The sequence below is a fragment of the Streptomyces sp. NPDC017991 genome (genome assembly GCF_044328075.1).
Lineage (GTDB): Bacteria > Actinomycetota > Actinomycetes > Streptomycetales > Streptomycetaceae > Streptomyces.
This window is the reverse complement of sequence record NZ_JBIRGP010000014.1, coordinates 103917-125843: the sequence shown is the minus strand read 5'-3', so window position 1 is coordinate 125843 and position 21927 is coordinate 103917. Positions and strand designations below refer to the sequence as shown.

The following is a 21927-nucleotide window of genomic DNA, read 5'->3' as shown; positions in this document are numbered from 1 at the left end:
GTCGCGAACCGCCTGCGAGGCCTGGCCCAGTCCGACATACGGCGCATGAGCCGCGAGAGCGACCGGCTCGGAGCCATCAACCTCGGACAGGGGATCTGCGACCTGCCGACCCCCTCGGTCGTGGCCGAGGCGGCCAAGGCGGCGATAGACGCCGACGAGAGCATCTACACCTACCCCGAGGGACACCTCGCGCTGCGCCGGGCGATCGCCGAGAAGGCGGCGCGGGACAACGGCCTGACGGCCGCACCCGAGGGGGAGATCGTGGTCACCGTGGGCGCCACCGGCGCGTACACCGCGGCGGTCAACGCGTTGCTCGACCCGGGCGACGGCATCCTGATCATGGAGCCGTACTACGGCTACCACGTCAACGCCGCGGTCGTCGCCGGGCTCGAACCGCAGTTCCTCACCCTCGCGCCACCGGAGTTCACCCTCACCGAGGAGGCGCTGCGGGCCGCGGTGCGGCCCACCACCCGCGCCATCGTGGTGTGCACGCCGTCGAACCCCAGCGGCAAAATGTTCAGCCGGGCCGAGCTGGAGGCGGTCGCGCGCGTCGCGCACGACCGGGACCTGCTCGTCATCAGCGACGAGATCTACGAGTACATCCGCTACGACGACTGCCCGCACCTCTCGCCGGCCACGGTGGGGGGCCTGTGGCCCCGCTCGGTCACCATCACGGGCCTGTCGAAGACGTTCAGCATCACCGGATGGCGCCTCGGCTACGCCCTCGCGCCCGAGCCGCTGGCCAGGGCGATCGCCCTCGTCAACGACCTCTACTACGTCTGCGCGCCCAATCCGCTCCAGCACGGCGTCCTCGCGGGCTTCGCCCTGCCGCCCTCCTACTTCGCCGAGATGCGCTCGGACTACCAGCGCAAGCGCGACCGGCTGTGCGACGCGCTGGCCGAGGCCGGCATGTCGCCCATCGTCCCGAAGGGCGCCTACTACGTCCTGGCCGACGTCTCGGAGTGGGGCTTCGGCACCGCCCGGGGCGCGGCGATGGCGTTGCTGGAGCACGGCGGTGTGGCCTCGGTCCCGGGCAGCGCCTTCTACCAGGGGGCGACCGGCGAGAACCTGCTGAGATTCTGCTTCGCCAAGGAGGACGCGGTGGTGGAGGAGGCAGGCCGGCGGATACGGCGCTTCCGGCCCCGTGGCGACCTCGTGAACGCGGACGCCGGCGGGCTGGGGACCCGGTGAACGACGCACGCCGAGGAGGCTTGTACGGGGTCGCCGCCTACGCGCTGTGGGGCCTGTTCCCGCTGTACTTCCGGCTGCTGGACAGCTCCAGCACCCTGGAGATCCTGCTGCAGCGGCTCCTGTGGACGCTGCCGGTCTGCCTGCTGGTGGTCGCGGCCACCGGCGCCGCGGGCCGGCTGCGCGCGCTGCTGCGCCGGGGGCGGCGCGTGTCCGCGCTCGCGGGGGCGGCCGCCGTGCTCGCGGTGAACTCGGGCTGCTACGTCTACGCCGTGAACGCCGACCGCGTCATCGAGGCGTCGCTGGGCTACTTCATCAACCCCCTGGTCACCGTGGCGCTGGCCGTGCTCGTACGACGAGAACGGCTGCGTCCTCTGCAGTGGTCGGCGGTCTCCACCGGCGTCCTGTCCGTGCTCGTCGTCACCGTCGACTACGGCCGGCCGCCCTGGATCGCGCTGATCCTCGCGACCTCGTTCGGCCTCTACGGACTGATCAAGAAGCAGGTCGGCGAGGACGTCGAAGCACTCCCCGGGCTTACCACCGAGGCCCTCACCCTCGCCCCCCTGGCCGCGGCCGGACTGGCCCTCTACACGGTGACCGGGCACGGGACCTTCACCCAGGACGTCCCCTGGCACGCCGTGCTCCTCGCCGCAGGCGGCGTGACGGTCGTCGCTCCGCTCCTGCTGTTCGCGGCGGCAGCCCGGCGGATGCCGCTGGCCACGATCGGGCTTCTGCAATACCTGACGCCCGTACTGCAACTGCTCATCGGCGTCGTGCTGTTCCACGAGCAGATGCCGGCCTCGCGGTGGAGCGGCTTCGTCCTGATCTGGATCGCACTGGCCCTGCTGAGCACCGACGCGCTGCGCGAGCAGGACCGGCAGAGCACAAGGCGCAGGAAAAGCGCGCCTGCCGCGCAGCCCGTCCGGGCGGAACTGCGCGTCCCCGAAGAGTGAATGACACGCCGGCGAACCGACGACACCATGGAGTCCTCCGTGCAGAGCAAGACCAAAACAGTCACTGCCGCGCCCCCATCACCCCGCGACCGCCGTCTCTCCGTGATCGGCACCGGATACCTGGGAGCCACCCACGCGGTCTGCATGGCCGCGCTCGGATTCCAGACCCTGGGCCTGGACGTGGACGCCGAGAAGATCGCCGCCCTCTCGGCCGGCCGGCTCCCTTTCCACGAACCCGGACTCGAAGACCTCCTGCGCAGCCAGCTCGCCACGGGGCGACTGAGGTTCACCACGTCCTACGAGAAGGCCGCCGCCTTCGCCGACGTCCACTTCCTGTGCGTGGGCACCCCGCAGCGCACCGACGGGCCGGGGGCCGACCTGCGGTACGTGGACGGCGCGGTGGAGGCGCTCGGCCCGCACCTGACACGCCCCTGCCTGCTGGTGGGCAAGTCCACCGTCCCGGTCGGCACGGCCGCCCGCCTGCGGACGCGGCTGGCACAGCTGGCACCGGCGGGGCAGGGCGCGGAAGTGGCGTGGAACCCGGAGTTCCTGCGCGAGGGATTCGCGGTGCAGGACACCCTGCGACCCGACCGGCTGGTCTTCGGTGTCGCGTCGGACCGGGCGGAGCGGCTGCTGCGCGAGGTCTACGCACCGCTGCTCGAACCGGCGGAAGAGGGTGAGCCGGTGCCGTTGGTGGTCGCCGACCTGGCGACCGCGGAACTGGTGAAGGTCGCGGCGAACTCCTTCCTGGCCATGAAGATCTCCTTCATCAACGCCATGGCCGAGGTCTGCGAGGCGGCGGGGGCCGACGTCCTGCCGCTGGCACAGGCGCTCTCCCACGACCCCAGGATCGGCGGCCGTTTCCTGCGCCCGGGGGTCGGTTTCGGGGGAGGCTGCCTGCCCAAGGACATCCGCGCCTTCACGGCCAGGGCCGAAGAGCTGGGCGTCGGGCGGGCCGTGGCGTTTCTGCACCAGGTCGACGAGGTCAACCTGCGCCGGCGTGACGCGGTGGTCGACCTGGCGAGGGAGTTGAGCGGCGGTGACTTGCGCGAGCGGCGGATCACGGTCCTGGGGGCGGCCTTCAAGCCCGGCTCCGACGACGTACGGGACTCACCGGCGCTCGCGGTGGCCGACCTCATCGAGCGGCAGGGCGCCGAGGTGGTCGTCTACGACCCCATGGCGATGGACAACGCGCGCAAGGTGTTCCCGTCGCTGTCCTTCGCCGACTCCGTCACCAAGGCGGCCGTCGGAACCGACCTCCTGCTGCACCTCACCGAGTGGCCGGAGTTCGGGAACATCGACCCCGGCGCCCTGGGCGCCACGGTGGCCGGGCAACGCATCATCGACGGCCGGAACACCCTGGACGCGTCCCGCTGGCGCGCGGCCGGCTGGGAATACCGGGCACTCGGCCGTCCGTGACTTCGGGGGGCGGGGGGGCGACCGGGGCGGTGTGCATGGTGGGTCGGGCTTGACCAGACCAGCAGACGAGGGCGGCCCAGCCCCGGAACGCTGCCCCCGCCCTGACATCGTCCGCGCCGATCGGCCCCGGCAGCTGACTCCGCCCGGCGTGCTTGTCCTCGGCAAAGGCGTGGACCGGTCAAACAGACTTCACTGATGTGGCTGTTGAGCGGCCTGGTGCGGCAGCGTCCGTGCGGGGCCGGCGAACCAGCAGGTGGCGGCCTGCTCGAATGCTTCGAGGTCGGGGGAGGGCCCACTGGCCCAGGCCACGACACCGTCGGGGCGGATGAGCAGAGCGACCAGTCCGAGGTCGTTGCGTGCCGGGCCGGCCGCGTAGGTGATGCGGCCCTGCCAGCCCATCGCCGCGCTCTGCAGAGCGTGGTCACCGCTGAAGTCGAGCACTACGCCCTGGCCCTGGCGCAGGAGTTCACCGAGACGGGGGCCGGCCTCGAAGCGGAAGTCGGGTGCGGTGCAGCCGACGAGCGGGTGCGTGCTGCCCAGGTCGTAGTGGTGGAACAGTCCCGATGTCCTGCGGTAGACGTGGGTCGTTCCGTCGGTGGTCCGCATCAGGTCGTGAACCAGCCGGCGCAGCGCGGGGGCGTTCGGGCCCGGCTTCATGGTCGCCACCTGGGCGCGCGACCAGTTGAGGATCGCGGCGCCGACGGGGTGACGCTCACTGTGGTAGGTGTCGAGCAGTGTCTCGGGGGCGGTGCCCCGCACGGTGGCCGCGAGCTTCCAGCCGAGGTTCATGGCATCGCCGATGCCCAGGTTGAGGCCCTGGCCGCCCAGCGGGGAGTGGATGTGCGCGGCGTCGCCCGCAAGCAGTACGCGTCCCTTGCGGTACGACGTCACCTGCATCGCGCGGTCGGTGAAGCTGGAGGCCTGATGAACCTCGGTCAGCACCACATCGGTGCCGGAGACACGCCGCAGGACCTCTTGGAGGTGCTCGCGGGTCAGCGGCTCTGAGCGGTCGAACGTGCCGCCGTCGAAGTCCATCATGCCCAGGTGCCCCTCGAAGGGCGTGCGCAGGTACATGCCGTGGGGCGTCAGGTTGAACCCGAGCGCCAACTGCTCAGGGTCGGCGAACGCGACCCTCACGACGTAGCCGGTGAACAGGGGCTCGGTACCGACGAAGTCGAAGCCGGCCAGCGAGCGCACGCTGCTGCGGCCGCCGTCGCATCCCACCAACCAGTGCGCCCGGTACTCCTGGCCGCCCGCTGTGGCGACGACGCTCTCGTCATCCTGGGCCACAGCCGTGACGGCAGCACTCCGGACGATCTCGACGCCGAGGGCGCCGGCGCGCTCGGCCAGGACCGTGCTGACTGCTTCGAGGCTGGTCATGAAGCCTTCCATCGCCGGACCGGGCAGCCGGAACGGAAGGGCGCAGACGTCGATGTCGGCCGCGCTGAGGCTCATGCCCGCAAAGTGGCTCACGTCGCGGGGGTCCGGTGCCTCGACCGCGTCGGGGGCTGCGCCGACCTTCGTCACATCGGCGCCCGAAGCGCTGATCACCGCGTCGAGCAGTCCTCGCCGGTAGAACGTCTCGGCGGATCCGGCGCTCAGACCACGCATGCCGAGGGGCAGCGCCTTCCACGGCGAGCCGAGCTCGTCATCGCGCTCCAGGACCAGAACGGAACAGCCGTTCAGGGCAAGCTCGCCGGCCAGGAACAGGCCGACCGGCCCGCCGCCCGCGATCACTACGTCATACATGAGAGACGCCCTTCTGAAACGAACACAGGGGGCCCACCCGGCCGGTGTCGGCGGGTCAGCGAAGACGGGTGATTCCGCCGAGGACGATGGCGATCCCGGCGAGGAACTGCTCGCGGTCGTCGTGCTCGCTCACCTGGCCGACGAGGGCGTGCATGAACGGGTAGTCGACGGGGTCGAGCTCCTGCCACGCCGTCGCCGTCGCATCGATGAAGACCGCGCGGTCGGGCTCGGCACCGCTAGCGTCCCCCTCGATGCGGGCGTTCTGACTGATCGCGCCGAGAACGAAATGCACGAGCGTCGAGGTCGCGTCGAACCAGGAGGCCTGGGGCACCCCCAGCGCACTCACCTGCCGGCCGATCCGCTCGAAGATCTCCACGGTCACAGGACCGACCGGGTTGCGGACGATCTGCAGGGTCAGCCACGTGGCCAGCCAGGGGTGGTCGACGATCGCATCGAACAGAGCCAGCGCGACGGAGCGGATCTCCTCCGAGGGCGTGGCCGCGGCTCCGGCTGGTACGGCGGCCAGCGCGGCGATGACGACCGCCTCCGTCGCGCCGGCCAGCAGCTCGTCCCGGGTGCCCACGCGGTAGTAGATCGCCCCGGACCCGGTGGCCAGACGCTCGGTCAGCGCCCGAGTCGTCAGCGCGCCCTCACCACCCGCATCGAGCAGCTCCACTGCGGTCTCGATGATCAGCTCTCGGGAAAGGACCTGGTTGCGCCGCCCGGGGCGGCCGCTTGGCGATGGCATTCGTCTACCCTGACACATTTGGAGCGACGCACCAAATTAGTGCACCGTTCCAAATGGCTGGAGCAGCCCTCGGGGACTCTCGGGCTCTTGACGGGGATGAAGGAGACCTGGCGGGGTGGCGCCAGGGCGTACTGTCTGCTCACGCGCTTGCTACCACCCTGCTACCATGTGGATGTGACTTCCATGAAGAAGCAGACGCAGGTCCGGCTGGAAGAGGACGTGCTGGCCGCGGGCAAGGCCGCCGCGGCCGCCCGACGGCTCGACTTCAACAAGTACGTGGAGCGGCTCATCGTCGAGGACACCACCGGTGCCCGCGCGGCGGGAATGGCGGCGGCCCAGCGGCTCATCGATGAGCACGGCAGCTTCCTCGACGACCTGGAGGAGCAGGTCGACGCCCCGTATGCTCAGCTCGGCACCCCGTACGTTCAGCCGCGGCCGGGCGCCGCCGCGTGATCCTGCACGTCGACGAATCCTGGATCCTCGAAGTCGCGGAACGGGCCGGCCACCGCGACCCGGCCGCCGACGACTACGGCGTGCCCATCGCGGCTGTTGCCCGCCATGGTGGCGAACTCCTCGACACCCCCGTCTACGACGGTCCCTACGCCCGCGCTGCCGCCCTGGTCCACACCCTGGGCCGCTGCCGCTGGTTGGAGCGCTCCAACCTCACCGTCGCCTGCGCTGTTGCCGTCATGTACCTCGAAGCCAGCAACATCCCCGTCAACCCCACCCGCGAACAGCTCACCGCACTCGCCCACGAACTCAACAACCCACGCTGCACCGCCGAGCGGATTTCTTCCTTCCTCCGCACCTGGAAACCCTGAAGGAAGCCGGCCGGCACTCGCACCCCGTACGCCGGCCCGATGGGTCGGCGCGGGGCGGAGCAGCGCGACGAAGGTGCCGACAGCGACGCGAACCGCACCGGGGAGACGCGCATCCGCGAACCGGTCCGCCCCGACGTTGTAGGGCGCGGCTGGTTTTAGCGAAACGGACGTGGGCGCCCTGACGGACGGCGAGGTGGGCCGAAAGTTCGGGCGGGCTGGGTCTTGCCGACGCCGACCGGTTCGAGGGGACGACCGCCTCACCGGGCACGCAGTCGACGCAGAGTTCCCAGGTCATGGATCTGGGCGGCGTGCGGTTCCGAGGAGGAGTGTGTGGTTGGGGCTACCCGCGGGGCTCCAGGCCGTCCAGGATGACGTCGATCAGGCGGGTACGGGTCTGCGCGTCCGCAGTGGCCTGGGCGGCTCGGCCGGCCGCGATCAGCAGGGCGATCAGATCGTCGAACGACACGTCTTTGCGGACGGTTCCGGCAGCTTGGGCGCGCTGGAGCAGGGCGCCGACGGCCGAGCGCAGCCGGGCCGTGACCTCGGGGTCGGCGTCCACCTGCAGGTCACTCAGGGCGTCGGCGAGGATGAGCTTCTCGGCCGACGTGGTGGCCATGTCGGTGAAGAACTGACGAAACCAGGTGGGCGGAGCATTGCCCGTCCCGACGGTCGACGCTCGGGCGGCCAGGTGCTCCAGGCGCCGCTCGTATACCGCCTTGAGCAGAGCTTCCTTCGTCGGGAAGTGGCGGAAGACGGTGCCGATTCCGAGGCCGGCCCGCCGGGCGATCTCCTCTGTCGATGCTGTGACCCCGTGTTCGACGAAAACCTCGTCGGCGGCTTGGAGTACGGCGGACCGGTTGCGTGCGGCGTCGGCTCGGGGAGACACGGGAACCTTCCTTGACAAGCGGAGTCGTCACTCCGTAACGTTCCTTCCGGAGTGGTCACTCCGATTCTAACTTCTGGAGGCAATCATGCCCGACAACGCGGTCAGTGGTCCCCGTGAGGTGTTCGAGCTTCTGTTGAAGTCGCTCGCCGACCGGGACATCACGACGGTGACCGGTCTGTACGCCGAGGACGCGGTGGTGCGGCAGCCGTTCGCCAAGCCGGTCGAGGTCGTGCTGACAGGCCGGAGCGAGATCGAGCAGCACCTCGCCGCGTTCGGTACGGCCCCGGTCACGCTGTCGCCGCGGAACATCGAGGTTCACGAAACGGCCGACCCGGAGGTCGTCGTGGGGGAGTGGGACAACGAAGTCACCCGGACGACGGACGGCACGACGGTGACCACGCACAACATCGCCGTGTTCTGCGTCCGGGACGGGCGGGTCGTGTGGTCGCGCGACTACCACGACCACGCCGCCCTGGTGGGTCTGCTGTCCTGACCTCAGGAGCAGGATGAGTCCGAGCATGGTCAGACCCCCTCGTGCCGGGTACCGCGCAGCTTCTGCTGGGTGACGCAGCCGGACTACTGGTCGCGGACCGGGCCGGCGGTATCGATCCTCGCCCCGTGGTTCCACGCGCCCTGCCCGCGTCCACGAGCGTGCGGCACTCCTTCGTCGAGCATGCCCCGGACGGTGCCGTGGGCCACGCGGTCCTGCTCGATCTGATCGCGCAGCTCGAACTCCAGCTGCACCAGCGCGGCCAGGTGGCGCGCGGCCTGACCCTCTCCCTGCGGTTCGTCGGCGACACATGGTGCGAGACATGGTGGGAGAAGATCCGCCACCTGCCGGAGGCCTCCGCTCACGACGACGACCTGCGCACGATGGCCTACCGCCTGATCGATGCCGCAAGCCTGCAGCGCGGTTGTCGCTGTTGCTGCACGTCCGACTCCCGCTCGGCGGCGATCAGTTGCTCGATCGACCAATAAGAAGGTGAGCTCCCCATGCGGCGGCAATCAGTCCGAGAGGCACGAACACTCCACCGACCGCTGCCGCCTCCCAGGACCACCCGCTTCTGAAGCGCAGGACGCACATCAACGTCAATGCCGCCGGAGGGCAGTAAAAAACCAGGTACTTGACGTCCCACTCACGCACTTCAGGCCCCCGACCGCTCCATTTGGAGACGAAGCTTCTCACGGAAAAGCGGGGTTTTGAATCTACGGTCTCTGCGTGCCTCTGCGTGCCGAACCGTGGTTGGCGCGCGGCCTCGGGGCAGCTCTGAACAGTTGGGGGTCAGGACCTGCGCGGGGACGTTGCCGCGTCGAGCGTCTACCAGCGCCACCTTCTGATCACCGGTCTGTCCAGCAACCACTTCCACCGCTGAGCTACTTGACCAATGGTGGCGGAGGCGGCGGCGGAGGCAGCGGCGCCTTCGGCGGAACCGCGGGCCCCGGGCCGTCCTTGCCCCTGCCTCGGCTTGCTCTCGTGAACCACACAAAGTACGCGGGCATGACGAGCGTCATGCCTATGGCGATCGGCAAGACAGATTCCCACGGCTTGCCGAACGCAAGGTTGGAGACTAGTACGTACAGCCCGTAGAGCAGGGAAAATCCCCAGACCGCAGCCACATAGCGCAACTGCGGGCTGTTTCTCCAGCCGAGACCTGGTCCACCCTTGCGCGGTCTTCTTCCGGTCATGTCCGCCGACTCCCCCGAAACATCGGAAAAAGGGTGCACCCCGTCAAGCCAAAGACCCGGGCCGTCCCTGCCAACCAGTCCGCAGACCCGTTGCAGGTCTCCCAGCATGACGCACCCCGGTGACATTCGGCGAGTGCCGGCCGGGCTCACACCCGCGGCAGCACGACGTGCCCCTGCTGCCGCTGCGAGCGGTGAAGGGCTCCTTCGGCAACTGCCGTACATGCGCCCGGAACGTGTGCGGCGGCCGGCACGCCCGAGGGCGTCTCGTCCGCCTGGCCGAGGGAAGGTCCCCCGTGCGGGGGTGAGTGAACGTTTCCGTCCTTCTGGTCATCCCACCAACGCAACGATGATCACGTAGCCCCCTGCCTGCCCTGGGGGACTTTCCTCAGACCTCCCGGAGGTGGCTTCAGTGGCCCTCGTCATCATCGTTGCCGTACTCGCCTTGCTTGCGGGTCTCGCCGCCAACCGTTGGCTGCGACCACGCCTGCTGAACATCGGGGACGACGAGGGGATGGCCGTCAAGGATCTCGTCGGCCCGCTGCTCACTATGACTGTCCTGCTGCTCTCCTTCGTTCTGGTCACCGCCAACGGCTCCTACGGGAAGGCCGAGGTCGCCTCACGTGGCGAGGCCCGCGCCCTGGACCAGCTCGTCGAGACCGCCGAGTACGCGTCGGCCGCCGAGCGGGCCCGGGTGCAGGCCGGCGCCGTCTGCTACGCGCGCGCCGTCCGCGTCCAGGAGTGGCCCGCGATGGCCGACGGCAACGGCTCGCCCGCCCCCAGCGTGTGGTCGACCGACTTCCGCCAGTCCTTCAAAGCCCTGGCCGGCCAGCCGGTCTTCGGGATGCTCGTCGCCGCCGACAACAAGCGCTCCGACGAACGCGAGGAACGCCTCACCCAGGCGACCTCCAGCATCCCGGGCACCATCTTCTGGTTCCTGCTCGCCACCCTGGTCCTCACCGTCACGGCCCTGGGGATCTGCCTGCCCCGCAGGAACAACCGGGGCCAGATCCTCACCCTCGTCGTGATCACCGCCCTGCTGACCACGGCCCTGGTCATCATCCGCGACGTCGACCGTCCTTTCGGCGGCATCATCAGCGTCGCACCCACCGCGATCACCGAAGCCGAGCGCCAGGCCGAACGAGACTTCACGGCCAACCACCCCGCCTCCGACCTCCCCTGCAACGCCGACGGAGACCGGCGCACCGTCTGACCCCCGCTTCCCACGTCCCCGCACCGGAGGGAACCCGGAAACCAATGGCGTGCTCTCTCGCCTGGCTGCACCCCTCTGCAGCGGCACGGGACGCCCACAGGGCCGGCCGCGTGTAGCAGCCGTCTCATACACCGTGACGAAGTGCTGCGAGTGGGGCGGTTCGACGGGGACGTCGAGGCGGCTTTGGCGACTTTGCAGTCCAGTGTGTTCCAGGAGGAGTACGGCGACGGTGCGAGCTACCGCAGCCTGGAGGACCTGTACGAGGATGAGGAGTTCATGGGGACAGAGGGGACCCATACGATCCTCGACATCGACAGCATCGTTGCCACAGAAGACCCGCCGGTTCGGTCTCGGGCCTCTGACTACGGCACCCTGCGTCATCGGCAGCCGATCGGCCGCATTCTGCACCGGTAGGACATCTCGGTGGGCTCCACCATCGTCCGTGCGTATCAGCATGCGGCTGGCGCTCGCACTGACCCACCGCCGGTCCCGGCGTCACAGGGGGCCGCACTCGTAGAACACCAGGAAGAAACCGCATGGCAGAGCCTTCGCGCTCGCACGGCGGAAGTGAGGGCCTGGGCCGGTCACGGCCCTCGGTCAGGTGTGCGCGGCACTTCTGGCACCATGAACCTGAACGTTGCGACGATCATGCAAGTCCGCCCGTTTACGTCTCGCCTCAGCATGTCGCCGCGACGACAGCCGTCCTGCGTCGCCCGACTGCGCAGGCATGCAAGCGGAAGGAACGCGAAGTATGAACCACGATCTTCATTTTGCGCGCAGCGGTGACCTGAGCAGGCTCACCCCCGATGCCGATGCCGATGCCGATGTCGACGCAGGAGACAGCGAATCCGCAGTGGTCTCCTTCGCTCCGGGCTACACCCTGACGATCGCCGACCGGCAGGAAGTGCGCGAAGCCCAGCAGTTGCGTCACGATGTCTTCGCAGCCGAGTTCGGCCCTCACATGTCCACTCTGGACGGCGGCCTGGATGCCGACGAGTTCGATGCGCATGCCGACCATCTGATCGTGCGGGAGAACAGCAGCCGGAAGATCGTCGGAACGTATCGCATGATGTCACCGCGCTGCGCGGCCCTCGTGGGGGAGCGGTTCGGGGACCGCACCTTCGATCTCGGTGCCCTGCGACCCATCGCCGCGGATCTGGTGGAAACGGGACGCTCGTGTGTACACCCCGACCACCGAAACGGCGCGGTCATCAACTTGATCTGGAGCGGCATCGGCCAGTACATGCGCCGGGGCGGGCACCGCTGGTTGGGTGGCTGCGCCTGGGTTCACCTGCGGGGTGGCGAAAGCCGACCCGCTGTCACCTGGAACGCGATACGCGCGAAGTACATGGCCCCGGCCGAATACCGAGTCACCGCCCACGAGCCGCTTCTGAGTGATGACACCGCCGATGTGGACGGTCTGGTCATGCCACCGTTGCTGCGCGGGTACCTACGGTTGGGCAGCTGGGTGTGTGGTGAGCCCGCGTACGACCCGGACGCCAGAGTGGCCTCGTTCTACGTGCTGCTGTCGCTGGACCATATGAACCCGCGCTACCGCCGCCACTTCTTCGAGTAGGGACAGCCGGAAGCGGGGGCAGCAGCCCACCGGCGACAACGGCCAGGTCCGGAACTTGGCCGGCCGGCAGGGCACCTGTGAGCGCACCGTCACCTGTCACGTCCGCCGGGTGGTCTCCTGCTGGTCGGCAGGCACGTAGACAGGCACGTCGGCAGGCTCCTTGCTGAAACTGACCCGGGTGAGCGCCGCGTGCTCCTTCCGCTCGGGCATCGACTGGCGGCGGCCCGTTGGTACCCCGGTACCAGTGGCCCGCTGAAGAGTCGCCCCCGGTCCCAACGATCCAGGTTCTCCCGCCCGTAGCTTCGACATGGGTCGCGGCCCGTTCGTGACCGGTTTCGAAGCGAAGAAGGGTGATCTTGATGATCGAAGCGCAAGAGCTGACCAAAAAGTATGGCGACAAGACCGTCGTCGATCGTTTGAGTTTTTCCGTCAAACCGGGCGAGGTGACCGGCTTCCTGGGCCCCAACGGCGCGGGCAAGTCGACGACCATGCGCATGATCGTCGGCCTGGACAGCCCCACCGGGGGCTCGGTCACCGTCAACGGGAACGCCTATGCCAAGCACGCGGCGCCGCTGCACGAGGTCGGCAGCCTGTTGGAAGCGAAGTCTGTCCACCCGGGGCGCAGCGCGCGCAACCACCTGCTGGCGCTGGCACACACGCACGGCATCGCGCCCCGCCGGGTGGACGAGGTCATCGAGCTGGCCGGACTGACCAGTGTGGCCGGCAAGCGGGTGGGCGCCTTCTCCCTCGGCATGGGGCAGCGGCTCGGCATCGCAGCAGCGCTTCTTGGCGATCCGGACATCATCATGCTGGACGAGCCGGTCAACGGCCTCGACCCGGAAGGCGTGCTGTGGGTGCGCAACCTCCTGCGCGAACTCGCCGACGAGGGCCGCGCGGTGATGCTCTCCTCGCACCTGATGAGTGAGATGGCCCTGATAGCCGACCACTTGATCATCGTCGGCCGCGGACGAGTGCTCGTGGACACCACACTGGACGACTTCATACGGTCGGCCGGCGGAGGCGGCGTGAAGGTCGTCACCGACCAGGCTGCGCGGTTGCGCCCGCTGCTGGAAGGCCCGGATGTGGCGATCACCTCCGACTCCGCGGCCGAGTTGGTGGTCACTGGGCGCACTGCCCGGGAGATCGGCATGATCGCGGCCAGTCACGGGGTCCCGCTGTACGAGCTGACTCCGCAGGCCCCTTCCCTGGAGACGGCCTTCATGGACCTCACCCGTGAGGCTGTGGAGTACCACAGCGCCCCCGCGGGTACCGACCGAAAGGCCGCATGATGACCACCTCCGCACTGGCCGTGACACCGGGCGCCACGACGACGGCCGGCAAAGTGACGTACCGAGGAGTACTACGTTCGGAATGGGCCAAGTTCTGGTCGCTGCGCTCCAGTTGGATCACCCTGAGTGCCTCCGTGGCCATACTGGTCATTTTCGGGGTGATGGCCGCCTATACGTACTCCTCGGCCCCGGGAGCGAGCACCGACGGCCCGTGGGCCTCCGAAGGCGCCGCTGACGCGGTCAGCCTGGCCCTGATGGGCGCGACGTTCGCGTCGCTGGTCGTGGGCTCGCTCGGGGTGCTGATGTTCGCGGGTGAGTACAGCACGGGCATGATCCGCTCCACTCTCGCCGCCGTTCCCCGACGGCTGCCGGTGCTGTTCGCCAAGAGCGCCGTGGTGGGGCCGCTCGTCCTGGTGCTCGCCTCGGTCGGCGCGCTGCTGGCGTTCCTGCTGGGCTCGGGCAGCCTGGACGGCGAGCGGATCGCCATGTCGCTGGGAGACGACGGTGTGCTGCGCAGCCTGCTCGGCGCCGGCGTCTACCTGGCCCTCGTAGCGGTGTTCGGTGTGGCCCTGGGTGCGCTGGTGCGCTCTCCTGCCGGGGGTATCACCGCCTTGGTCGGCATCATGATGATCCTGCCCAACCTGATCTCGTTGCTGTCCGACTCGCTCCAGCCGTATTTCCCCAGCAGCGCCGGAGAGGCCGTGTTCTCCCTGCACCAGCAGACGGGTTCCCTCTCACCGGCAGCCGGACTCGCGGTCTTCGCCGGCTGGGTCGCCCTCGCCCTGAGCGCAGCGGCCATCCGGCTGCGGCGCGCCGACGCCTGAGGGCTGTCGTCGCATTCCCGTCCGCCGGGCGAGGGCCGGTACGAGGCCCTCCACCCGGCACACCGAGAACACGCACCAGAGGCCCCCGGCCACCCGCAGGCCGCCCGGGCCCGCCCAGCGAACGGACGGACGGACGACGGGAATGTGACAGCAGCACCCGGCAGAGAACAGCACCCGGCAGAGAACAGCACCCGGAGAGAACGGGACCCGGAGAGAACGGGACCCGGCAGAAAAGTGGGGACAATCGGGCTCATGAGTTGGCACCGCGCGGCCATCGCCGCGAACCAGGTCCAGGGGATGTCCTCGGCGCCCGACCCCGGGTCAGAGGCTGCCTGGGGCCATCCACTGCAAGTGGGGCTCCTGCGTGGCCAGCGCAGCTTGAAGCGGCTGGACCAGCGGCACCCCTGGCTGCTCGACGCCGCGGTGGTGCTGTTCCTCGCGGCGATCGGTGCGGTCGACGCGCTCTCCGGCGTCAGCGACGGCCCTTTCGAGGAGACCGGAGTCCGCGACAGCCTGCCGGCCGCTGTTCCGTACGTGGTGTCCGCCGCGCTCATCGTGCCGCTGTGGTGGCGCCGCCGCGCCCCGGCCCCCGTGTACTTCGTGATCGCCCTGGTCACTCTCGTCCAGGGAGTGCTGGGCCTGCAGCTGGCGGCCAGCATCGCCGCGCTCGTCGCCCTGTACACCCTGGCCCGCTACGACTCCCTGCGGCGGCTGGGCTGGGCCGCCGCCGTCGCCATCGCTCAGATCACGGTGCCGGTCCTCGTCCTGCTGCCGGACGAGGGCTGGCTGGAGAGCCTGTTCTTCCAGCTGGCAACGGTCACCGCGGCTGCCGCCCTCGGCCTGACGCTGCGCACCCGCCAGATGTATCTGACCGCGCTGGAGGACCGGGCCCGACGCCTGGAGATCGAACGCGATCAGCGTGAACAGCTCACCGCCGCCGCCGAACGCTCCCGTGTGGCCCGCGAGATGCACGACATCGTCGGCCACAACCTCTCCGTCATGATCAGCGTCGCCGACGGCGCCGCCACCCTCGCCGCCAACAGAGGCGAGCAGTCCGCACAGGCCCTGCGCATCCTCGGTGACACCGGTCGCCAGGCCATGAGCGAACTTCGGCGCGTCCTGGGTGTCCTGCGCGCGGAACAGCACGGCGAACGGCCGCTCAGCCCGCAGCCCGGCATCCGTGATCTGGACGCCCTCCTGGCCCGGGTCCGCACCGCGGGACTGTGTGTCACCTACCGCACCGTGGGCGACCTCGACGCACTCGGCAGCAGCGTGCAGTTGACCGCCTACCGTATCGTCCAGGAAGCCCTCACCAACACGCTCAAGCACGCCGGTGCCGATTCCACCGCCGAGGTCACCGTGTCCGCGGACACCGGGGGGGTCCGCGTCCGTATCGCCGACACCGGAGCCCAAGCGGCGGTCCGCCGGCCGGGGCCGCGGTCCGACGACCCCGGGCACGGCCTGGTCGGCATCCGCCAGCGGGCCGCCCTGTACGGCGGCACCACCACCATCGGCCCGCGCGACGACCGGCGCGGCTGGCTCGTCGACGTCGCGCTCCACGCATCCGGCGAACCCGCCCCACCGGCACCAGGAGAAGGATCGCCGTCATGACCACCGTGCTGATCGCGGACGACCAGCCCCTGCAGCGCATGGGCTTCCGCATGCTCATCGAGGGCACCCCGGGCCTGACCTGTGCCGGTGAGGCCGAGCACGGCGCGGAGGCCGTGCGCATGGCGGCCGACCTGCGCCCCGACGTCGTCCTGATGGACATTCGCATGCCCGGTATGGACGGCCTGGAGGCAACCCGCCGGATCACGGCCGGCGGTGGCCGGACCCGGATCCTCATCGTGACCACCTTCGACCTCGACGAGTACGCCCATGACGGGCTGCGTGCCGGAGCCAGCGGCTTCCTGCTCAAGGACGCCCGCCCCGAGGAACTGGTGGCCGGCATCCACGCGGTCGCCACCGGTGACGCCGTCGTGGCGCCCAGCCTGACCCGGCGCCTGCTGGACGCCTACGCCCACCAGGTCCTCGCCCCCACCGGCACCCCGCCCACCGAGGACCCCCGGCTGGCCACCCTCAGCACCCGTGAACGGGAGGTGCTCGTCGCCATCGGCCGGGGCTGGAACAACACCGAGATCGCCGATCGGCTCGTCCTCACCGAATCCACCGTGAAGAAGCACGTCGGCCGGGTTCTCGCCAAGATCGGAGCCAGGGACCGCATCCAGGCCGTGATCATCGCGTACGACGCGGGGTTGGTCCGGTCCCAGCCGTAGCGAAGGGACGGCTGCGTCGGCGGAGCCCACCACGGCTTCCGCGCCACACCGCTGGGGCGCGCGGGCACCCCGAGGCGGCAGAACCCAGGCCGATCGGCAGGCCGCGGTATGTCAAACTCGCTGATATGCGTGAGTATGAAGATCAGCCGATGGGCTTCCTGCTTTACCAGGTGATGGCGGCACTGCGTCCCCTCGCGGCCGAGGAGCTTCAGCCCCTCGGCATCGGGTTGCCGGAGTTCGTGTGCATGCGCAACCTGTCCATGTTCCCGTCCCAGTCCAACGCCGAACTGGCCCGCCATGCCGGTGTGTCGCCGCAGGCGATGAACAAGGTCGTGAAGGATCTCCAGGAGATGGGCGCGATCGAGCGGCCCGCCGTGGTGCCGACGGGCAGGAGCCTGCCCGCCCAGCTGACGCCCAAGGGCAAGGCCCTGTTCGAGCGGGCCGAAGCGGCGGTGCGCGTCGCCGACGACCGACTGATGACCCATCTCGCGCCGGGCAAGCGGAACGAGTTGAAGAAGCTGCTCCACGCGATCGACGCACGTAACGTCGGTAATGGAGGACCGGCTGCTCGGCCGCGCCGGAACGCGCCGAAGTAGACCAAGCTTCAGGTACGGCTTCAGGTAGGGCGCCGGGTACGCGCGGGTGGTGCGTGACACCTGCCTGCCGGAGGCCGGTGCATCCCACGCGTACCAGGGACCCGCTGTCAGGTTGTGTCGATGACGGTCAGTTCGCGCGGGCGGGTCCCCAGCCGCTCGGCGCCCTTCTCGGTCACGACGACGGTGTCGCCCCAGGTGACGTCGTGGGTGCGTGGGGACGGGACGGGCGCCTCGGGCACCTCCAGGAACGGCTTGAGGACGAACGTGGTGTTCGCCGTGATCGGCATGTCGGCCACATGGGACCGGTCGCGGTTGGGAATGAGCAGCGGTCCGTCGTTGCCGAGTCCCCGGCCGTGCAGGAGGGTCAGCATGTGTCCGTCGTCCGTACCCGCCACGGACTCCACTGCTGCGAAGACATCGCCCCACCGTTTGCCCGGCCGCATCGTTTCCAGGGCGATGTCGAAGGCCGCCGCGTTGCGCTCGAAGATCTCTCGCGCCCGGGCCGAGGGGGGACCGATCACCATGGGCTGGGCCACCTGGGCCTGGTAGCCCCTGATCTCGGGCATCAGTTCCGTGGCGACGTACATGCCCCGCTCAAGGACTCCCGGCGGCGGTGTCACATAGCGATGCCGCATCGAGCCCCACGGGCCGGGTGCCCAGGCGACGTGCAGCACGTCCGCGCCGGCCCTGACCTGTGCCAACAGCATCTGTCCGAACACCTCGGCCTGGGCCGTACCCTCCTGCGCCGAGGCCGCCATCGCCGCGAGTGATGCCTCGCCCACGCGGACGCCGGCAGCCAGGCGCGCGATCTCCTCCACGCCCTTGACGTACCGTGCGCGTCCGAGGATCGCGGTCCCGTCGACGACATTCTCGGCACCGACGGCTTCCGCTATGCGCGACACCGTGGTGTGCGGGGCGTAGCCCTCGGGTTGCCGCACTGACGAGTACTCGTCGCCGCGAAGCCCGGCGATCGCCGTACGTCGCCCCACGAGGCCGCGCCGGCGAAGCACCTCGGAGGTGACCGTCCCGTACTCAGGAGCGGTCGAGCCGAACGGTGAGGCGCTCATCCGGTCGTCGATCCAGTGGGGACGCTCGACGGCGTAGTTGCTGTGTTCGCCGCCGAGGATCAGGATCGGGTCGCCCTCTCGCGGGAAGATGGTGACGCCGATCGTGTCGGCGATGTAGAGCGAGTCCGACGTGACCCAGGCGGGCAGCACGATCAGCAACTCCACACCCTGCTCGTCCATCAGGGCCCGCAGTCGACCCCAGCGCCGATCCCGCTCCGCCGTGCTGAACATCGGTTCGTCGACAGGCGCGGGGATACCCAGGATCCCTTGGACGCCACGCATAGCCTGCACTGTTTTCTCCTTGCTTGCGGATCTGGTCGGTCCACCGCTCCAAGGTCACGGAGCGCGGTCTCCTGGTGAGCCGGTCGGGCCGACCGGAGACGGTATATCAACTAGGTTGACACATGAGAGCGGGCGTTGATAGTCGTTCGGTGCGGCCCGTCGTGCCGCATGCCGATTCACTCAGTCGCTGTGGGAGGAAACGTCTCGATGTCGCCGGAAAGGTCCTGTACGAGTTCTGGTTCGACTCGCCGTACCCGTGAAAGTCATGTCCTTGCCGACGTCGTGAGCGGCAGCCGCGTACTCGCGTCCGTCGGCCTGTCCGACATGGTGTGGGGCCACGCCTCGGTCCGCGATCCCGAGGGGCGCGGCGCCTGGATGAAGGCCTCGGGATTCGGCTTCGAGGAGATCGGCGAGGACCGGGTCGTCCTGGTCTCGCCCGACGGCAAGGTGTTGCGGGGTGCCGGGAGCCGACATCTGGAGTTCCCCATCCACACCGAGATCCTCGCCCGCCGTCCAGATGTCGGAGCGGTGGTCCACACACACGCTCCCGCGCTGAACGCCTTTTCCTCGCTGCGGCGCGATCTCCTGCCCATCTCTCATGACGCCGTGCCGTTCACCCATCCGCAACTGCCGAGGTTCATGGCCACGGGAGCGCTGATCGCGACCAGGGACCTCGGACGAGAACTGGCCGGGGGACTCGGTGACGCCCACGCGATACTGATGCCGCACCACGGCGCTGTGACGGTCGGTCCGGACATCGGGACGGCCGTCATGTACGCCGTGCTGCTTGAGCGCGCCTGCCGCACCCAACTCCTCGCCGAGGCTGCTGGTGGCATATGCACGGCATCGGACGAGGCGGAGACCCGGTTCAAGCGTGAGCAGATCTGGAATCCGGGCCAGATCAATGCCGGGTGGGAGTACTTGGTGCGCCGCGCGCACGGCCAGTGACCAGGTGTGGGCCATGAGTGGCTCACGGTGAATCATCGGCGAGCGAGTCCCGCCGGTGGTGCGAGCCGTCGTCCGCCCGCAGGGTGCCCGAACCGCAAGGTGCCCGAACGGGTGCCGGGCGACCCGAACTTGTGGACGTATATCAACGAGGTTGATATAAAGGGGTGTGGGCCCACGGCGTGCACAGCACCCGGTGGCGGACGCCGTGGTCGGGGTCCAGCGAGGTCGCGACGCGCGCGCTCGATGCCGTCGGGCGTCTTGAGGATCCCGTCGTGGCGCCACCCAACTTTCCGAGAAGGAGGCCTTCATGAGGGTCGTAGAAGACGTGATGGTCATCGGATCCGATCGGCCACTGCGCAGCATCGATCGCGACGAGCATCTGCTCCTCTCGTCTCCCCACCCGAGCAAGATACCGATCAAGCTGTGGAACGATCACGAGCCCCTGCCCGTGGTCCACTTCCCGCAGGAGTACGTCGAGCAGAGGTTCGCGCCCCCGCGCGGGGTGTACGAGAACGATCAACTCCGGGTCGAATGGCAGGTCATGAACGGCCGTCAGCCGTTCTACCACCGCAACAGCGATGTCGATGAGATCTCGTACCAGATCGATGGTGAACGGACGTTGATGACCGAGCTCGGGGTCATCGAGCACCGGCCGGGCGAGTTCTCCCGGATCCCGCGCGGGGTCGGCCATGACAACTACGGCCGCCAGGAGAGCCACCTTCTCTTCTACCTCCCTGCCCCGGTCACCGAACTGGGCGAGCCGGTCCGGACGTCACAGCCGGTGATGCCGCCGTTCCCCGGCTGGGTGCCCGGCCAGGTCAACGAGGCCGTCACCCAGTGCATGGGAACGGTCGGTCACGACATCGTGGTGTTTCCCACGGACGAGACGTCGCTCCTTGAACGCGTGCACGCCGAGCCCGAGCGGATGGGCGTGCACGCGATCGGTGACGGTGTCACCAGCACGTGGATCTACGCCACACCGACGATCCGACTCGGTTACGTCAACATGGCCGCCGATGACGGAACTCGGCGCTACCGGCGGACGCTCGACGCCGACGAGATCCAGTACCAGGTCTCCGGAATCCGCACCCTCGTTACCCAGCGGGGGATCGTCGAACTGCATCCGGGCGACTTCGTGCGGATTCCGCTCGGCCTGGCCCACACCGGCGTCACGCACGAGCGGTCGACCCACATCTCGCTCCTGTCGCACCTCGAACTTCCGCAGGTTGTCGATGCCGCACGCACTGCGGATCCCTACTCGACCGAGCGGCTTGCGAAAGCCGTCGAAAGGAGCCAGGCATGAAGACCATGCTGGCAACACGTGCCCATGACGCTGAGAGCGCGCTTGTCGTCGAGGAGGTCCCGGTCCCCGAGCCGGCGTCCGGTGAAGTGATAGTCAAGGTCGAGTCCGCAGGCCTAGCCCCCGGGATGATGTCGCTGCTCAAGATGGGAGCCTTCAAGCACCTGCCGACGATTCTCGGGCACGAGATGGCAGGCACCGTTTCGGAGGTCGGACCCGGCGTACCGGGATTCACCGGTGGCGAGCGTGTCCGGGTGCACCCCCAGCTCACCTGTGGCCGCTGTGTGTACTGCCGATCCGACCGCGAGAACATGTGTGCCCAGAACGCCATGATCGGGCACGCGGCGTTCAGCAACGGTCCGCTGCCGCTGTACGAGCGCTACCACGACGGAGGGCTCGCCGAGTACGTGCGCGTCCCGTTCTGGCTGCTCGACAGGTTGCCCGCCAACGTCAGCTTCGACGTCGGCGCGAAGGTCCACGACCTGGGCAACGCCGTCCGCGCGCTGAAGGAGTGCCACCTGCCGCAGGCCGCGACCGTGGTCATCACCGCGGCGACCGGCACGATGGGCACCGCGAGTGTCAAGTTCGCCAAGCAGTTCGGCATTGGCCGGCTGATCCTGGTGGGCCGCAGCGACGAGCGCCTCAAGGACGTCGAGAAGCTGGCGGTGGCCGACAGCATCCTCGTCGACTCCATCGCGACCGAGAACCTGCCCGACGGCTGGGAGGCCAACGGTGGCCTCACAGCCGCGATCCGGCGTCTGGTTCCACAGGGCGTCGACGCGGTCCTCGACTATGTGCCGGCCGGCCCGATCACCACCCACTCCATGGCGGCACTGGCCACCGGCGGCGTGCTGGTGCACATGGGCGGCAACACCGTTCCGGTGGCCATCCCACCGCTCGCGATCATGGCCAACTGCTGGCGATTCGTCGGCACCAAGGGCGACACCCGTAACGACGTGGTGGACGTGCTGAAGCTGCTTGAGATCGGCGCCGTCTCCGCAGACGACTTGATCACGCACCACTTCCCGCTCGCCGAGACCGTCACGGCGATCCAGGAGATGCAGCAGCGCACGAAGCCCATGTGGATGACGACCATCCACCCGTAGCGG

22 protein-coding genes are annotated in these 21927 nt (G+C 69.1%); 18 read left to right on the top strand and 4 right to left on the bottom strand.

What is annotated here, in order from left to right; translation table 11 throughout:
- Nucleotides 1–45: 45 nt before the first annotated feature.
- From ACH4DZ_RS34545 to ACH4DZ_RS34535, 3 genes are all read left to right on the top strand, one after another.
- Nucleotides 46–1191, top strand: a complete 1146-nt coding sequence (locus tag ACH4DZ_RS34545; protein WP_398291911.1) for a pyridoxal phosphate-dependent aminotransferase — start codon at nucleotides 46–48, stop codon at nucleotides 1189–1191.
- Nucleotides 1188–2141, top strand: a complete 954-nt coding sequence (rarD, locus tag ACH4DZ_RS34540; protein ID WP_398291909.1) for an EamA family transporter RarD — start codon at nucleotides 1188–1190, stop codon at nucleotides 2139–2141. Before ACH4DZ_RS34545 ends, rarD begins: the two co-directional genes overlap by 4 nt.
- Nucleotides 2142–2285: 144 nt before the next feature.
- Nucleotides 2286–3560, top strand: a complete 1275-nt coding sequence (locus ACH4DZ_RS34535; RefSeq protein ID WP_398292278.1) for a UDP-glucose dehydrogenase family protein — start codon at nucleotides 2286–2288, stop codon at nucleotides 3558–3560.
- Nucleotides 3561–3749: 189 nt separating this feature from the next.
- Here ACH4DZ_RS34535 and ACH4DZ_RS34530 read toward each other — a convergent pair whose 3' ends face one another.
- Nucleotides 3750–5309, bottom strand: a complete 1560-nt coding sequence (locus ACH4DZ_RS34530; RefSeq protein ID WP_398291907.1) for an FAD-dependent monooxygenase — start codon at nucleotides 5307–5309, stop codon at nucleotides 3750–3752.
- 55 nt (nucleotides 5310–5364) lie between these two features.
- Nucleotides 5365–6057: a TetR/AcrR family transcriptional regulator gene (locus ACH4DZ_RS34525; RefSeq protein WP_398291905.1), complete on the bottom strand. Its 693-nt coding sequence runs from the start codon at nucleotides 6055–6057 to the stop codon at nucleotides 5365–5367.
- Between the two features lie 183 nt (nucleotides 6058–6240).
- Here ACH4DZ_RS34525 and ACH4DZ_RS34520 point away from each other — a divergent pair, with 183 nt between their 5' ends.
- On the top strand, nucleotides 6241–6510 hold the full coding sequence (locus tag ACH4DZ_RS34520; RefSeq protein ID WP_398292276.1) for a hypothetical protein: 270 nt from the start codon (nucleotides 6241–6243) through the stop codon (nucleotides 6508–6510).
- Nucleotides 6507–6878, top strand: a complete 372-nt coding sequence (locus tag ACH4DZ_RS34515) for a fic family toxin-antitoxin system, toxin component (RefSeq protein WP_398291903.1) — start codon at nucleotides 6507–6509, stop codon at nucleotides 6876–6878. The genes ACH4DZ_RS34520 and ACH4DZ_RS34515 overlap by 4 nt, the downstream gene beginning before the upstream one ends.
- Nucleotides 6879–7218: 340 nt before the next feature.
- Here the strand turns inward: ACH4DZ_RS34515 and ACH4DZ_RS34510 are convergent, their stop codons facing one another.
- On the bottom strand, nucleotides 7219–7764 hold the full coding sequence (locus ACH4DZ_RS34510; protein ID WP_398291902.1) for a TetR/AcrR family transcriptional regulator: 546 nt from the start codon (nucleotides 7762–7764) through the stop codon (nucleotides 7219–7221).
- Nucleotides 7765–7849: 85 nt separating this feature from the next.
- On the opposite strand from ACH4DZ_RS34510, the gene ACH4DZ_RS34505 reads away from it, so the two are divergent.
- The 10 genes from ACH4DZ_RS34505 to ACH4DZ_RS34460 all read left to right on the top strand — a co-directional run bounded on the left by ACH4DZ_RS34505 (nucleotide 7850) and on the right by ACH4DZ_RS34460 (nucleotide 17221).
- A complete protein-coding gene (locus ACH4DZ_RS34505) occupies nucleotides 7850–8257 on the top strand; it encodes a nuclear transport factor 2 family protein (protein ID WP_398291900.1) in 408 nt (135 codons plus the stop codon).
- A 125-nt stretch (nucleotides 8258–8382) separates the two neighbouring features.
- Nucleotides 8383–8742: a hypothetical protein gene (locus ACH4DZ_RS34500; protein WP_398291898.1), complete on the top strand. Its 360-nt coding sequence runs from the start codon at nucleotides 8383–8385 to the stop codon at nucleotides 8740–8742.
- A gap of 1117 nt (nucleotides 8743–9859) precedes the next feature.
- On the top strand, nucleotides 9860–10660 hold the full coding sequence (locus tag ACH4DZ_RS34495; RefSeq protein WP_398291896.1) for a hypothetical protein: 801 nt from the start codon (nucleotides 9860–9862) through the stop codon (nucleotides 10658–10660).
- A gap of 141 nt (nucleotides 10661–10801) precedes the next feature.
- Nucleotides 10802–11074, top strand: coding sequence for a hypothetical protein (locus ACH4DZ_RS34490; RefSeq protein WP_398291893.1), 273 nt, complete (start codon nucleotides 10802–10804; stop codon nucleotides 11072–11074).
- Nucleotides 11075–11411: 337 nt separating this feature from the next.
- Nucleotides 11412–12236 (top strand): GNAT family N-acetyltransferase, encoded by an 825-nt coding sequence (locus tag ACH4DZ_RS34485; RefSeq protein WP_398291891.1) that lies wholly within the window; start codon nucleotides 11412–11414, stop codon nucleotides 12234–12236.
- Between the two features lie 359 nt (nucleotides 12237–12595).
- Nucleotides 12596–13525: an ABC transporter ATP-binding protein gene (locus ACH4DZ_RS34480; protein ID WP_398292274.1), complete on the top strand. Its 930-nt coding sequence runs from the start codon at nucleotides 12596–12598 to the stop codon at nucleotides 13523–13525.
- Nucleotides 13522–14349, top strand: coding sequence for an ABC transporter permease (locus tag ACH4DZ_RS34475; protein ID WP_398291889.1), 828 nt, complete (start codon nucleotides 13522–13524; stop codon nucleotides 14347–14349). Before ACH4DZ_RS34480 ends, ACH4DZ_RS34475 begins: the two co-directional genes overlap by 4 nt.
- Nucleotides 14350–14601: 252 nt before the next feature.
- On the top strand, nucleotides 14602–15960 hold the full coding sequence (locus ACH4DZ_RS34470; RefSeq protein ID WP_398291887.1) for a sensor histidine kinase: 1359 nt from the start codon (nucleotides 14602–14604) through the stop codon (nucleotides 15958–15960).
- Entirely contained in the window at nucleotides 15957–16625 is a 669-nt protein-coding gene (locus ACH4DZ_RS34465) for a response regulator (RefSeq protein ID WP_398291885.1), read from the top strand. The genes ACH4DZ_RS34470 and ACH4DZ_RS34465 overlap by 4 nt, the downstream gene beginning before the upstream one ends.
- 125 nt (nucleotides 16626–16750) lie before the next feature.
- The gene (locus tag ACH4DZ_RS34460; protein WP_398291883.1) at nucleotides 16751–17221 is read left to right on the top strand and encodes a MarR family winged helix-turn-helix transcriptional regulator; all 471 of its coding nucleotides are present in this window, start codon (nucleotides 16751–16753) and stop codon (nucleotides 17219–17221) included.
- A 107-nt stretch (nucleotides 17222–17328) separates the two neighbouring features.
- Here the strand turns inward: ACH4DZ_RS34460 and ACH4DZ_RS34455 are convergent, their stop codons facing one another.
- Nucleotides 17329–18570: a M24 family metallopeptidase gene (locus ACH4DZ_RS34455; protein ID WP_398291881.1), complete on the bottom strand. Its 1242-nt coding sequence runs from the start codon at nucleotides 18568–18570 to the stop codon at nucleotides 17329–17331.
- A gap of 282 nt (nucleotides 18571–18852) precedes the next feature.
- Between ACH4DZ_RS34455 and ACH4DZ_RS34450 the strand changes: the two genes are divergently transcribed.
- The 3 genes from ACH4DZ_RS34450 (at nucleotide 18853) to ACH4DZ_RS34440 (ending at nucleotide 21924) form a co-directional block, all read left to right on the top strand.
- Nucleotides 18853–19518: a class II aldolase/adducin family protein gene (locus tag ACH4DZ_RS34450; protein ID WP_398291879.1), complete on the top strand. Its 666-nt coding sequence runs from the start codon at nucleotides 18853–18855 to the stop codon at nucleotides 19516–19518.
- A 307-nt stretch (nucleotides 19519–19825) separates the two neighbouring features.
- A complete protein-coding gene (locus ACH4DZ_RS34445; RefSeq protein ID WP_398291877.1) occupies nucleotides 19826–20821 on the top strand; it encodes a hypothetical protein in 996 nt (331 codons plus the stop codon).
- Nucleotides 20818–21924, top strand: a complete 1107-nt coding sequence (locus tag ACH4DZ_RS34440) for an alcohol dehydrogenase catalytic domain-containing protein (RefSeq protein ID WP_398291875.1) — start codon at nucleotides 20818–20820, stop codon at nucleotides 21922–21924. Before ACH4DZ_RS34445 ends, ACH4DZ_RS34440 begins: the two co-directional genes overlap by 4 nt.
- The last annotated feature ends 3 nt before the right edge of the window (nucleotides 21925–21927 follow it).

What these genes read in the sequence shown, in the direction of transcription:
- ACH4DZ_RS34545 (WP_398291911.1), top strand. Translation starts at nt 46, where the DNA reads ATGAGCCGCGAGAGCGACCGGCTCGGAGCCATCAACCTCGGACAGGGG.
- ACH4DZ_RS34535 (WP_398292278.1), top strand. Translation starts at nt 2,286, where the DNA reads ATGGCCGCGCTCGGATTCCAGACCCTGGGCCTGGACGTGGACGCCGAG.
- ACH4DZ_RS34530 (WP_398291907.1), bottom strand. Translation starts at nt 5,309, where the DNA reads ATGTATGACGTAGTGATCGCGGGCGGCGGGCCGGTCGGCCTGTTCCTG.
- ACH4DZ_RS34525 (WP_398291905.1), bottom strand. Translation starts at nt 6,057, where the DNA reads ATGCCATCGCCAAGCGGCCGCCCCGGGCGGCGCAACCAGGTCCTTTCC.
- ACH4DZ_RS34520 (WP_398292276.1), top strand. Translation starts at nt 6,241, where the DNA reads ATGAAGAAGCAGACGCAGGTCCGGCTGGAAGAGGACGTGCTGGCCGCG.
- ACH4DZ_RS34505 (WP_398291900.1), top strand. Translation starts at nt 7,850, where the DNA reads ATGCCCGACAACGCGGTCAGTGGTCCCCGTGAGGTGTTCGAGCTTCTG.
- ACH4DZ_RS34485 (WP_398291891.1), top strand. Translation starts at nt 11,412, where the DNA reads ATGAACCACGATCTTCATTTTGCGCGCAGCGGTGACCTGAGCAGGCTC.
- ACH4DZ_RS34480 (WP_398292274.1), top strand. Translation starts at nt 12,596, where the DNA reads ATGATCGAAGCGCAAGAGCTGACCAAAAAGTATGGCGACAAGACCGTC.
- ACH4DZ_RS34475 (WP_398291889.1), top strand. Translation starts at nt 13,522, where the DNA reads ATGATGACCACCTCCGCACTGGCCGTGACACCGGGCGCCACGACGACG.
- ACH4DZ_RS34470 (WP_398291887.1), top strand. Translation starts at nt 14,602, where the DNA reads ATGAGTTGGCACCGCGCGGCCATCGCCGCGAACCAGGTCCAGGGGATG.
- ACH4DZ_RS34465 (WP_398291885.1), top strand. Translation starts at nt 15,957, where the DNA reads ATGACCACCGTGCTGATCGCGGACGACCAGCCCCTGCAGCGCATGGGC.
- ACH4DZ_RS34460 (WP_398291883.1), top strand. Translation starts at nt 16,751, where the DNA reads ATGCGTGAGTATGAAGATCAGCCGATGGGCTTCCTGCTTTACCAGGTG.
- ACH4DZ_RS34455 (WP_398291881.1), bottom strand. Translation starts at nt 18,570, where the DNA reads ATGCGTGGCGTCCAAGGGATCCTGGGTATCCCCGCGCCTGTCGACGAA.
- ACH4DZ_RS34445 (WP_398291877.1), top strand. Translation starts at nt 19,826, where the DNA reads ATGAGGGTCGTAGAAGACGTGATGGTCATCGGATCCGATCGGCCACTG.
- ACH4DZ_RS34440 (WP_398291875.1), top strand. Translation starts at nt 20,818, where the DNA reads ATGAAGACCATGCTGGCAACACGTGCCCATGACGCTGAGAGCGCGCTT.